The sequence below is a fragment of the Micromonospora sp. RB23 genome (genome assembly GCF_053585025.1).
Genome location: NZ_CM132111.1, coordinates 1,390,931 through 1,403,514, shown reverse-complemented (window position 1 = coordinate 1,403,514; position 12,584 = coordinate 1,390,931). Strand labels below are relative to the sequence as shown.

Here is a 12,584-nt window from a genome sequence, read left to right as displayed (position 1 = left end):
CCGCTAGTTCCGATCTAGCGGGCGGACGGTCGTCACCTCGCGCCTGCAGGACGGCGGGGTCGTTGGTCACACCGACCACGACGTCGCCGGCCATCGGACGAGAGGTATGGATGATGAACAGACGCGCGACCGGCCTGGCCATCGAAGCCGAAGGGCTCACCCGCACGTTCGGGGAGACCCGGGCGCTGGCCGGCATGGACCTACGGGTGCCCGCCGGTACCGTCTACGGCCTGCTCGGGCCGAACGGGGCGGGCAAGACCACGGCGGTCCGGGTGTTGGCGACGCTGCTGCGCCCCGACGGCGGCACCGCGCGCGTCTTCGGGCACGACGTGGTCACCGAGGCCGACAAGGTCCGCAGCCGGGTCAGCCTCACCGGCCAGTACGCCTCGGTCGACGAGGACCTGACCGGCACGGAGAACCTGGTGCTGCTCGGCCGGCTGCTGGGCCTGCGCAAGCCGGAAGCGCGCGACCGCGCGGCGGCGCTGCTGGCCGCGTTCGGTCTGACCGAGGCGAGCGACCGCCAGGTGAAGAAGTACTCGGGCGGCATGCGACGACGCATCGACATCGCCGCGAGCATCCTGAACACGCCCGACCTGCTCTTTCTCGACGAGCCGACGACGGGCCTCGACCCGCGCAGCCGCAACCAGGTGTGGGAGATCGTCCGGGCCGTGGTGTCGCACGGCACGACCGTGCTGCTGACCACGCAGTACCTGGACGAGGCAGACCAGCTCGCCGGGCGTATCGCGGTCGTCGACCACGGCCGGGTGATCGCGGAGGGCACCCCGGGCGAGCTGAAGTCGTCGGTCGGTTCCGGCACCGTCCACCTGCGCCTGCGGGACCCCGGCCAACGACCCCAGGCCGAGAGGGTGCTCCGGGAGGCACTGAACGTCCCGGTGCAGCTCGCCGCCGATCCGGTGGCCCTGACCGCCCGCGTCGGCGACGCCGGCAGCGACCTGGACGCCAGCGCGCAGGCGGCTCGCGCCCTCGGTGACCTGGCCCGCGCCGGCATCGTCGTCGACAACTTCTCCCTCGGCCAGCCCAGCCTGGACGAGGTCTTCCTGGCCCTGACCGACCACCCGGCCGTGCCGGCCGACGAGCGCGACGACGAGCTGGAGGCAGCCCGATGAGTGACACCACCACGACCGCCGGCACGGCCGAACGGGCGCCGTCGGTCTACGTACCGTCCGCCGACGCGCTGGCGACCGTCCTCGCGCCGGGCGCCCGACCCACCCGGCCGAGCGCGTTGGGCGCGTCACTCACCTTCGGCTGGCGGGCCCTGCTGAAGATCAAGCACGTGCCGGAGCAGCTCTTCGACGTGACCGCGTTCCCGATCATCATGGTGCTGATGTTCACGTACCTGTTCGGTGGCGCCCTCGCCGACAGCCCGCGTGACTACCTGCAGTTCTTCCTGCCCGGCATCATGGTGACGAGCGTTGTGATGATCACCATGTACACCGGTGTCGGCCTCAACACCGACATCGAGAAGGGCATCTTCGACCGCTTCCGGACGCTGCCCGTCTGGCGGCCCGCCGCGCTGGTCGGCATGATCTTCGGTGACGTGCTGCGCTACATCCTCGCCGCCCTGGTCATTCTCGGTGTCGGGCTGGCGCTCGGCTTCCGGCCAGCCGGTGGCGTCGCCGGAGTGGCCGCCGGGATCGGTCTGCTGGTCGTCTTCTCGTTCGCGTTCTCCTGGGTGTGGACGTTCTTCGGGCTGATCCTGCGCAGCGAGAAGTCGGTGATGGGGGTCAGCATGATGGTGCTGTTCCCGCTGACCTTCCTCAGCAACGTCTTCGTCGAGCCGAGCACCATGCCCGGCTGGCTCCAGGCGTTCGTGAAGGTCAACCCGGTGACGCAACTGGTGGCCGCCGTACGCGCCGTGATGTCCGGCGACTCGGACGCGTCCGCCACGATGTGGCTCCTGGTGTGGAGCGCCGGCTTCGTAGTCGTCTTCGGCACCCTGACCATGCACCGCTACAACCGCCGCTAACCGCATCCCCGCCCCCGCCCCGCCCGGCCCCCGCCCCGCCCGCCCCGTCGATCATGAAGTTGTGGTGGGCGATAAAGCGGCCTTTAACTCCCAAACCGGGCACCAAAACTCCATGATCGACGGCCCTAAGGTGACTACCCCGCGATCTTGCGCTTTCTGTGGCGACATAAGCCACGAGAGCTCCCGAGTCGACAACCGAAACTGCAAGATCGCGGGGATCGGGCCGGGATCGGGCAGGGTTCGGGGGCGCGGGGGTGGGGGTGGGGGGTTTAGAGGTGCCAGGGGAGGCGGGTTTGCGGGAGGTAGCGGCAGGTCGTGCCGGTGGAGACCGAACCGCGTAGGTGGGTGGCTAGCGCGGGATGGTTGTCGTCGAGCTTGCGGAGCGTGTCGCGGATACGCGCGGTGACCGTCTTGCGGGCCCGTTCGGCCTCGTCGCCCAGACGTCGACTCCGCCCGGCCAACCCCGCCGCGGCGCGCAACTCCTCGAGCAGCGCGCCGCGCTCGGCGTCGAGCGCGCCCACCTTCGCCGTGTCGCCACGCTCGGCGGCCCGGTCGATCTCGTCGTCGAGGCGCGTCAGGTGCCGCCGGTAGCGGGCCTTCGCCTCGTCGTCGAGGACCGGGTCGCCGCCCATCCGGCGGGCCGCCACCAGCGCCGGCCCGGCGGCCGGGTCGAGCAGTTCCACCGCCGGGACGTCGCTGCCGGGTCGGCTCAACAGCAGGTGCAGATCGTGCAGGCCCTTGGCGTCGGGCAGGTGCGCCACCACTCCCGCGTAGGCGAGCCGCCAGACCGGCCCGTCGCGCCGAAACGCGTACCCCTCGATCGTCGGGTCGGACGGTGTCACCTGACGCCGGCCCACGGCCTGGCCGCCCCCGACGACCTGATCTGCCCCCGCGACCTGGCCTCTCCCGACGACCGTGCTCGCGACGGCGACATCGCCGGGCCCACCGGGGCCGCTCTGATCGGCAACACCGCCCGGCCCGCCCCGGTCGGCGGCGTGGTCAGCCTCGACGGCGTGGCCCGGCTCGACGTGGGTTGGTGCCGGGTCGGCGAGCCGGAGGAGCACCTGTCGCATGCCGAGGGCGGCGGCGTCCCGGACCGTGGTGGCGCGCAGCTCCACCACCGTCGCGACGTCCCCCGGATGATCGCGACCGGCGAGGGCGTTCACCAGCCCCGCGCGGGCGATGAGCGACCAGGGTCGGGAGCCCATCCGGTCGGCGGCGTCACGGGCCGCCGTGAACCCGGTGACCGCGTCGTCCCAACGCTCCTGCGCGGCGTCGACCACGGCGAGCCAGTGGTCGATGGGCCCGCTGATGTCACAGCCGAACAGCCCCACCGCCCACTGTCCACGGTGCGGCATCAGCGCGGCCCGCGCGTCGTCGCAGCGCCGCGGATCGCGGGACGCGGCGGCGGCCTGGGCGCGCAGGCGCAGCCACAGCGGCGACACCGGACGCGGGTAGTGGATACCGGCCGCCTCGATGCCGGCGGTCAGCCGCACCGCCTGCTCGTCGTCGCCACGCTCGGCCGCCGTGATGGCCGAGAGCAGCTCCCGGTACGGGTAGTCGGCCGGCGCCCACTCGCGCAGCAACGCGTCGACCTCGTCGAAGCGCCCCTGCAACAGCAGCCGGGCCCACCGCAGGTGGTGACCCATGAAGGCGAACTCGGCGTGCCCCGGGTCGGACAGCTCGGTGATGACGGTGAACCGCTCGTCCGCCTCGGCGAAGTCGCCCCGGAACGCCGCGATGATCCCACCGTCGACGGCTGCCGCCATCCGGGGACGAGCCAACTCACCCTGCTGACCCACGGTGACGAAGGCGGTGAACTCCTCCATGAAGCGCGGGTCGCCCAGTTCGAGCAGTGCCACCCAGCGCAGCGAGGTGGCCCACAGCTCGGTCTCCCGGTCGCCCGTCCGGCGGGCCACGTTCCGGATCTCGGCGGTGAGCGCGGCCCGCGCCGCCGCGGTGCCCAGCCCCCAGGTGGTGTCGTGGCGGGCCCACAGGCTGAAGGTGAGTGCCTCGTCGTCGCGACCACGACGGGCGATGGTCTCCGTCGCGGTGATGAGATCCGCCACCAGCGTGCCCGGCGACGCGGTGGGAGCGGGATCGCCGATCAACCGCTGGTACGCCTCGCGGACCAGGTCCGTCGTGTCGACCGCGTGGGTGGTGTCCACCTGACGGGAGCGGTGCACGGTGAGCGCGACGCGGGCCAGCGGCACCGGGTCGTCGAGCGTACGGGCGAGCGTCGCTGCTTCGGCCAGCAGGCGTACGGCCTCGGACCGGCCGGCGTGGTGGTACTGCACCTCCCCGAAGTCGACGAGCAGCCGAATCCGCTGCGCGGGGTCCTCGACGATCTCCAACGCACGCCCGAAGTGCACCCCCGCCTCGTCGGCGGCGAGCCGCGCGAACGCGTCCCGTCCGGCGGCGGTCAGCAGTTCGACGGCGCGGGTCCGGTCCAGCGCGGCGCCGGCCAGGTAGGCGTGCCGGGCCAGGTCGGCCGGGATGAGCCGGTCGGTGAGCGCCGTCGGCGAGTCCACCGCACGGACCACCGCGGCGTGAAGGGCCTGCCGGTCGTCGGTGGTGAGCCCGTCGTACAGGGTCTCGCGGACCAGGTCGTGGGCGAAGGTGAACCGCCCGCCACCGCGGGCGACCACGAGCCGGGCGGTCACCGCGTCGTCGAGCAGCCGGTCGAGGTGTGCCACCGGTAGCGCCGCGCTGGCCGCCAGGACCTGCCGGTGGAACTCACGCCCCAGGACGGCGGCGACGGTCAGCGCCTCGACCACCGGGGCGGGCAACCGGGCGAGCCGCTGTCGCACCGCTTCCCGTACGCCTGGCGGGATCGTGCCGGTGGTGCCGTCGGCGTGCCACAGTCGCGCGGTCTCCTCGACGAAGAACGGGTTGCCACCGGTACGCCGGTGCACCTCGTTCGCCAGGTCGGAGGCGGGTTCCCGACCGGCGGTACGCGCCATCAACGCGGCCACCTCGTCGCGGGCCAGGCCGGTGAGGGTGATCGTGGTGGCCTTGGCGACCAGGGGCAGCAGCAGCGGGCGCAGCGGGTGGTCGCCGGCTTCGACCTCCGCGTCGCGGTACGTGCCGATCAGCAACAGGCGCTCGAACCAGGTGTGCTGGGCGGCGAACCCCAGTAGCCGCAGCGAGGCCGGGTCGGCCCAGTGCAGGTCGTCGAGGACGACGACCACCGGCCGGTGCGCGGAGACGGCGACCAGCGCGGCGGTCACGGCGTCGTACAGGGCGAATGCCTCCCGGTCGGCCACGTCCTGGCCGTCGCGGGCCGACCAGGCGGCGGTGAGGCCGGGAAGGTCACCGGTGCTGCTCTCGCCGAGCAGGGCGGCGAGGGCGGGTTCGGCAGCCGGGCGGGCGAACGCCCAGTCGTCGGCGGAGCGCCGCAGGGCGCGCAACACCTGCACCCACGGCCAGTAGCCGGGAGCGCTGGCGGAGTCCCAGCAGGCCGATCCCAGCACGAGCGCCCCGCGTCGCCGGGCCTCCCGCGCCGCCGACGTGACGAGGGTGGTCTTGCCGATGCCCGGCTCACCGGCGACCAGGACGAGACCGCCGTGACTGGTGGCCGCCCGTTCCAGCTCGGCGCGCAGCAGACCCGCGGGATGATCCCGCCCGATGATGGCGTCGCCGACCCGCGCGTCCATGGTTTCCAGACGGTACTGGAACCCACCGACGGTGAGCGTCGAATATGCCGCACGCCGCCAGCCCGTTGCTCCCTATCTTTCCCTATAAGGGTAGGATAGGGAACGATGACGGAAGACATGTACTCGGTCGAGCAGGTCGCTGACCGGCTCGGGCTGCACGTGCGCACCGTCCGGGGCTACATCCGCTCCGGGCGGCTGCGGGCCGTGCGGATCGGCAAGCAGTACCGGATCGCCGCCAGCGACCTCGACGCGCTGACCGCGCGGCCACCCCTCGGGGGTACGCCCGTCGCGGGCATCGTCGGGTCGGCCGAGGTGTCGAGCATCGTCCAGGTGGACGGGGTCGACCGGTCGGCCGCCGACCGACTCGGCACGCTCGTGCTCGCCAGCGCCAACACCGGGCACGACCCGGCCCGGCCACTGCGTGTGCAGACCGTGCACGACGACCAGCGCCACCGCTTGAAGATCATCATCATCGGTGACCCGGCCGGCACGGCCGAGTTGCTGCACCTGCTCGACGCCGTCCTCACCGCCGACAACGGCCTGATCGACCGGGAGGTCCACGATGCCTGACGAGATGCAGCAACGCGCCGGAGTGCCGGTGCTGGTCTGCGACCCGGCGGGCCCGCCGATCGCCACCGAGCAGGACGCGCTGGACCTGATCGGCGCGGCCTTCCTCGGCGCCCAGGTGGTGGCCGTACCCGCCAGCCGACTCGACGACCGCTTCTTCTCGCTCGGCACCCGCTTCGCCGGTGACGTGATGCAGAAGTTCGTCAACTACCGGCTGCGGCTCGCCGTGGTGGGCGACATCTCGACGCAGCTCGCGGGAAGTTCGGCGCTGCGTGCTCTCGTGCACGAGTCGAACCGGGGCGAGCACATCTGGTTCGTGCCCGACCTCGACGCCCTCGACGAACGACTGCGCGACGCGGCCTGACGCCCTCACGAACCCTGGAAGAGCGCCAACTCCACCGCGTCCGGCTCGACGCCCCGGCGCTGGGCCTGCTCGGCGGCCCAACGCAGATAGGCCAGCCACTCGTCCGGCGACCATCCGTTGCGGCGGGTGACCCCAGCCTCGGCGGGGAGGCGGCCGGCCACCACGCGGTCCAGGATCAGCGGCTGAAGGCCGCCCACGCCGCGCCGGTAGCCGGCGAAGTAGAGAACCTTCGTGAAGAAGGCCGGCCCCAACCACGGCAGGCGGGCCTGGGCGGGGTCACGGAACCGCCGGTACGCCGTGCGGAGCGCGGCCTCGTCCGCGACCGACATCTCCTCCAGGGCCGACGTCAGACGCTCACCCGTCGGATCGCCGCCGAGCGACCTGGCGGCGCGCCACGGCCCGTACCCGATGGGCCCGTAACCCCACATCAGCACGGCGGCCAGCAACTGCCGCGCGCTCGCCGAGCCGGCCCGGTACGCGTCGGCGACCGCGAACACGTCCTCCCGCCAGACCTCGCCGCTGCTCGGAAAGCCGTCCGGCCAGGCGTCCGCCGGCAGCCCGGCTCGCCACCGGTCCACCCGAACGACGATCGGACGCTCTCCTGGCAGTGGTCGCCGCATGGCCGCCTCCCTCTGGTCGTGGAGCAGCCCGCTGCGCTCGGGCCACCCTCCGTGACCGGCACGCTATGGCCGCACCGGCCCACCCACCGCCCCGCGAACGTCATATCGGGGTATCGGAGCCCGAGGGACGAGTTCAGTCGGTGCGGGCAGCCGGTGGACGGACGCCCAGCAGCTCGGCGAGGCTCACCATCGCGGCCTGGAAGTCGACCCGGTCGGCGGCGTGGAACCGTCGGAAGAACCAGTCGGGTACGCGTGCCTGTCCCCGCCGACTCTCAAAGATCAGATCCTGGGTCTGCCGGGCGAGGGTGAGCAGGCGCGATTCGACGTCCGGGGCGTCGTCCTGGACGGCCGTGGCGATCTGCCTCTGCAGGATCGCGAGCGCGCGGTGCCGCTCGGCGGCGACATCCCGTTGGCCCCGGTAGATCTCGACGCCCAGCAGGAGGACGCCGAGGGACGGGACGAACCACTGGGTCAGCAGGTCGGCCACGGTCAGCCCGGCGGTCACCGCGAAGACGATGCCCACACCGGCCCACAGGGCCACCCCGGTCAGCACGGTGTACGCGTACCGTCGGCGGACCCGGGCGCCCCAGCCCAGGTTCTGGTGCTGGCAGGCGAGCACGTCGTACGGGCGCGGCAGGTGTGGCACCTCGTAGTAGTCCCGGAGGTACCGCTCGTCGCCCCGGTAGGCGCGGTCGAGCCGGCTCACCTCCTCCGGCCCGAGCGGCTCGCCCGCCGCGACCGTGTTCCAGGGCAGGTCGAAGAGGCGTACGTCGAACATCTCCTGGAGGGTGGCGGCGCGGCGGATCTGGCCCGTCGACCAGGTGCCGAGCCCGATCGCGTTGACGACGGCCCAGAGGGCGCCCACGGCGGTGACGCCCACTGCCGACACGCCGGTGACGGCGACGACGGCGCCGCCGACTCCGATCGCGACGGAGAGCGCCATCCGCAGGTTGTCGAGCCGTTGCGCGCGGCGGTGGCAGACCGACATGGCGTGTAACAGCGCCATCATCGGGGGGTGGTTCTGCCGGCTGAGCAGGGAATCAGTACGCTCTGTCACAGCACCCCCTCACCTCAGTGAGCGAGTGTATATCCACGCGGGTCCATGTGACGGATGGTCATGTTTTGACTCTGCAAGGTGACCATTTGGCTACCATTTAGTAGGTTTCACATGTGACTGCGAATTACACACTCGTTCGGCGGGTCTCCGGGTAATCTCTGGTCCGCGCACATCCCGCGCACCACCCTTTCCGGCCGACGCAACCCCTGGTCGCCCCTGTCCACCTGTCCACTTCAGCCATCACGAAGGGTCGACCGAACGGACATGGACGACGGCGTCGATGACCTCGTGCGGGACAGCCTGGTCTCCAAGGCCGTGCGCTCCTGGGCGGAGCTGAACGGCGGCACGGTCCGGGCGCCACAGGTCCCCCTGCGCACCCACGGCTACACCAACGCCTTCCTGTTCACCATCATGTTCAGCCGTCCGGCTTTCGCTCGCGGCAACATCACCGAGAAGTTCCTCGTCAAGGCGCACGCCCGACGGACGGACGAACAGGCTCGACACGAGCAGGCATGGCAGTCGAACCCGGACTTCGCCCGTCGCCACCTGGTCAGGCAACTCCATCCGGCGCAGCGGGTCGACGACGAACGGATCCTGACCTTCCAGGAGCTCGCGAACGATGGTCGTCCGGTGACCACCCTGGACGTCCTCGCCGACGAGGCCCTGCTCGACAGCTTCCGGGTGGTGGCGACCGCGATCCTGAACGACTGGAACCGTCCCCCGGAGACCAGCGGTCGGCAGGGACGCCCGACGGACATCACCACGGTCGGCGCCTACCTCCGCCGGGAGCTGTCGTTGGCCGGGGCGCTGGACGACGTGTCGCAGCTGGGCGCCCGCCTCGGACCGTTCGGGCTGGCGGGTGACTGGATCGTCATGGACGGCATGGTTCTGCCCAATCCGTTGCGGGCACTCGCCGACGATTCGCCGATCGGGGCGAGGAAGATCGAGTACGTCTACGGATTCGCGCACGGCGACCTGCACGGCGGCAACATCGTCATCCCCCTGGACGACGACATCCCTCGACCGAAGAAGTTCCGCATGGTCGACCTCGAAACCTTCGAGGACACCGCACCACTGACCCGGGACCTCGTCTGTCTCCTGCTCACCACCCTGCTGCGCCACGTCGCACCCCCGCAGGCCGAGAAGGGGTCCGGGTTACCGGCGGCACAGGCCACGGCACTGATCCGCAAGCTGCTCCAACCGAGCGCGAACCGGCGCAGCCCGGCGCTGCCGCGCGTACTCGACGATCTGGTGGACGCCGCCGACCGGATCGGTCGCAATGCCGTGCTGGGCGGCCTGGGCCAGGAGTGGCAGACGCAGTTCCGGCTCTCCCTGATCGCCCAGGCGCTCGTCTGCACGACCTTCGACAACCTCAGCGACGACGGCCGCCGCTGGTGCTTCCGCCTGGCGGCCGAGACGTACGCGAAGGAGTTCCTTCCACCGACGACGACGCCGGACCATTCCACGCTGCTCGACCTCGCGATCGATCGGCCGTCCCGGCCACGGACCACCAACCGCGCTCCTCAGCAGCGGCCGGGCGACAACTTCTTCGACGGTGGCGGCTGCCCCGACAACCTCCGTGCCGAGCAGGGATCGCTGCACGCCGACTCCTTTCGTCCGGCAGCCAACTCGATCCACGCTGAACCCCGTCTCGGCGGCCGAGCGTCGGGCCGACGACCCGGCCCACGCGGAGAAGGCGTACCGCACCCACGTCAACCGGCCAACGACAGCGCGGCATGGGCGGGGAAACCCGCGAAGCGCCGGAACTTCTCGAAGGAGAGGCTCGGGCTGATCACGGCCGCCGTCATCGGCGGAGCCGCACTGACAACCACGGTGGGCAACCCCGGATCCATGGGGCTGCACCGAGCGGAGGGGACGACCGCGCCTCCGTCCCGAAGCATTCCGGAAGGGCCCGACCGTGGCGCGAGTCGGAACGAGGCCGGCCAGCAGTTGAACGACCTGGCGCTCAGGGTCGCCGGGCTACGGGAGCCGGTGCCGCCTGGTCGCTACACCTTCACCTGCCGCAGGGTGTGGGCGCCCGAGACGAAAGAACAACGAGACGACGCGAAGACGTTGTACCAGGAGGTGCGGCTGTGGTGGAACTCCCGCCGCGCTGGCCGGTCCGTCACGACGACCGAGGAGAGGCCCGGGCATTCGGCGGTCCGGCCGGACGTGCAGCCGTACGGCGATGGCGAGCTGACCGAGGTTCTCCCGCTGCCGGCCGAGACCCCGGACGAGCTGCGTGACCAGCTCCGGCAGCTCCTCGAATCGGGACCGCCCGCGCGGCGGAACGCCTCGGGAGCCCTACGGCACGTGGTCGAGTTCCACCAGAACCACCTGTTGACACCACCGCAGCGGGCAGCGCTCCTGTCATACCTCGCCGACGCCAGGGGCATCACGTATCGCAAGGCGCAGGTCGACCGGGCGAACCGGCGCGGCTACGCGTTCAGTGCCGACGACGGCGAGGGTCGACGTGACACGGTGATGTTCGACGAAGACGGGCGGGTGCTCAGCCATGAGCTGACCACCGTGGGCGGTGCGCTCATCAGTTACAACCTGCTGGTGACGAGCACCAGGACCGACACGATGGCCGAGCCGGACTGCGACTGAGGCCGACCCGGCCGTGGCCCCTGCCACCGGTCGCCTCGCCCGTCAGGGGCAGTACCGGTCGACGTAATTCGGCCAGTCCCGATAGGGCGCGGCGTCGCTACGGACCCGATTGCCGACACCGATCGTGAACAGCTTGGTGTCGTAGTAGTAGAACGAGACGGACCCGCTACCGAGGTTGTAGTGCGCGGAATCGACCCGGTACTGCCACTGCCAGGTGGCCAGGTTCTGGCGTCCGCAGGAAGAAAGCCGGCCACGTGGGTATCCGAAGTTCGGATACTCGTAGAAGCAGTACCAACCCGACGGACAGTCGGCGGTGGCGAGCACCCCGACGGGTGCGCGCAGGGTGACGACCAGGTCTCCGTCCTGGTAGCTGATCTCGTTGTCGTTGATTGCCTTACCGCCGGGATGATCGGCCAGGTAATCCGCCATTTCTTGAGACAGGCCACCTCGATGAAGAGAGGAGGCGCGGGATGGGACGGGCACCAGGAACACGATCAGCAGACAGCCGAGTGCCACAGCCATTGTTGCTCGGATGGGATGGACAGCTACCATTCGACACCTCGCGATGTGAGCGCCGTTCGGTCAGCATAAAAACTCCGCGCAATCCACCGCGAGCGGATGAAGCGCGATCACCAACGTCAGCAGTGCCCAAATAGGAACAATCGAGCACGCCACACCCCACGTTGGTCAAATTTGTGGAAGTTCCATCTGACCGGACCACCAGGGCGCACGAACAGACATTGATGACAGCGGATAGGTTCCCTACCATTCGGGACATGAGTGTCCGTCGCGTCCCCACCGTCGTCGTTCTCGCCGCGCTGGTCAGCCTGAGCGCCGTCGCCCCCGCCCGCGCCGACGACACCCCGGCACTGACCACGCCCGGCAGCCCGATCGTGCTGGCCAACGAGCCACACCAACTGACCCTGACCTGGGCGCCCGCGGCCTGGGCGAGCACGCCGACCGGGGACGGCCCGATCAGTTACGAGGTGCAGGTGCCGCTGGGCCCATACACGTACCGCCTTCTCGGCACCACCGACGCGACCACCCTCACGCTCACCGACCTGGCGCCCGGCACGACGTACCCGATCGCCATCGCGGCCCGCGCGCCCGGCGGCTACTCCGACAGCTCCCCCACGACGACCGTCCGCACCGCCCCCGGCCGCGCCACGGTCGCCTACCGCAACCTGGACTGGTCCCCCACGAACAACCAGATCCAGTACGTCCTCCAGGTCACCAACACCGGCGGCGGACCGCTCGACCTGAGCACCGTGCGGGTGCGCTACCACCTGCGTTTCGAGGGTGGCAACACGTCGCTGGTGACCAACTGCGACTGGGCCGCGCTGGGCTGCGACCAGGTCCGGCAGACGGTGCTGTTCTTCGTGCCACCGGGGACGCCGCCCGGCTATCCGGTACCGGGCACCACGATCCCGGGCTGGGTCGAGCTGACCTTCGCCGGCGGGACGCTCGCCCCGGGGGCGTCGACCGGGCCGATCCAGCTACGCCACCACCGGCACAGTTGGAGTGACATCGACGAGCGCGACGACCCGAGCTGGCTCGGCAACCGCCAGTGGACCGAGAACGAACGAATCACCGTGGACGTGGAAGGGGTCCGCGAATTCGGCGACACGAACACCTGACGCTGCGCGGGCGGCCGGTCCCCAGGCGGCGCCGGTCGGCCTCGACCTGATGAGCCTGATGCCTGTGAGTCATCTTGATGACTCAC

At 70.9% G+C, this 12,584-nt stretch carries 10 protein-coding genes; 6 read left to right on the top strand and 4 right to left on the bottom strand.

Annotated elements, in window-relative coordinates; all coding sequences use genetic code 11:
• The first annotated feature begins 113 nt into the window (after positions 1-113).
• Both ACTFTM_RS06515 and ACTFTM_RS06510 read left to right on the top strand, forming a co-directional pair.
• Complete coding sequence (locus tag ACTFTM_RS06515) at positions 114-1,127, top strand: ATP-binding cassette domain-containing protein (protein ID WP_449566558.1); 1,014 nt, start codon at positions 114-116, stop codon at positions 1,125-1,127.
• A complete protein-coding gene (locus tag ACTFTM_RS06510) occupies positions 1,124-1,987 on the top strand; it encodes an ABC transporter permease (RefSeq protein WP_449564941.1) in 864 nt (287 codons plus the stop codon). The genes ACTFTM_RS06515 and ACTFTM_RS06510 overlap by 4 nt, the downstream gene beginning before the upstream one ends.
• A 269-nt stretch (positions 1,988-2,256) precedes the next feature.
• Here the strand turns inward: ACTFTM_RS06510 and ACTFTM_RS06505 are convergent, their stop codons facing one another.
• Positions 2,257-5,643, bottom strand: a complete 3,387-nt coding sequence (locus ACTFTM_RS06505) for an ATP-binding protein (protein ID WP_449564940.1) — start codon at positions 5,641-5,643, stop codon at positions 2,257-2,259.
• A gap of 105 nt (positions 5,644-5,748) precedes the next feature.
• Here ACTFTM_RS06505 and ACTFTM_RS06500 point away from each other — a divergent pair, with 105 nt between their 5' ends.
• Positions 5,749-6,213 carry a helix-turn-helix domain-containing protein gene (locus tag ACTFTM_RS06500; RefSeq protein WP_449564939.1) on the top strand — a complete coding sequence of 155 codons (465 nt, stop codon included), beginning with the start codon at positions 5,749-5,751 and terminating at the stop codon, positions 6,211-6,213.
• Positions 6,206-6,574 (top strand): DUF4180 domain-containing protein, encoded by a 369-nt coding sequence (locus ACTFTM_RS06495; RefSeq protein ID WP_449564938.1) that lies wholly within the window; start codon positions 6,206-6,208, stop codon positions 6,572-6,574. Before ACTFTM_RS06500 ends, ACTFTM_RS06495 begins: the two co-directional genes overlap by 8 nt.
• Positions 6,575-6,579: 5 nt before the next feature.
• Here ACTFTM_RS06495 and ACTFTM_RS06490 read toward each other — a convergent pair whose 3' ends face one another.
• Together ACTFTM_RS06490 and ACTFTM_RS06485 are read right to left on the bottom strand one after the other, a co-directional pair.
• On the bottom strand, positions 6,580-7,194 hold the full coding sequence (locus ACTFTM_RS06490; RefSeq protein WP_449564937.1) for an 8-oxoguanine DNA glycosylase OGG fold protein: 615 nt from the start codon (positions 7,192-7,194) through the stop codon (positions 6,580-6,582).
• Positions 7,195-7,327: 133 nt separating this feature from the next.
• Complete coding sequence (locus ACTFTM_RS06485; protein WP_449564936.1) at positions 7,328-8,251, bottom strand: S-4TM family putative pore-forming effector; 924 nt, start codon at positions 8,249-8,251, stop codon at positions 7,328-7,330.
• 264 nt (positions 8,252-8,515) lie between these two features.
• Between ACTFTM_RS06485 and ACTFTM_RS06480 the strand changes: the two genes are divergently transcribed.
• Positions 8,516-10,861: a hypothetical protein gene (locus ACTFTM_RS06480; protein WP_449564935.1), complete on the top strand. Its 2,346-nt coding sequence runs from the start codon at positions 8,516-8,518 to the stop codon at positions 10,859-10,861.
• A gap of 42 nt (positions 10,862-10,903) precedes the next feature.
• On the opposite strand, the gene ACTFTM_RS06475 is transcribed toward ACTFTM_RS06480, so the two are convergent.
• Entirely contained in the window at positions 10,904-11,290 is a 387-nt protein-coding gene (locus ACTFTM_RS06475) for a peptidase inhibitor family I36 protein (RefSeq protein ID WP_449564934.1), read from the bottom strand.
• 347 nt (positions 11,291-11,637) lie between these two features.
• Here ACTFTM_RS06475 and ACTFTM_RS06470 point away from each other — a divergent pair, with 347 nt between their 5' ends.
• Entirely contained in the window at positions 11,638-12,498 is an 861-nt protein-coding gene (locus ACTFTM_RS06470; protein WP_449564933.1) for a cellulose binding domain-containing protein, read from the top strand.
• The last annotated feature ends 86 nt before the right edge of the window (positions 12,499-12,584 follow it).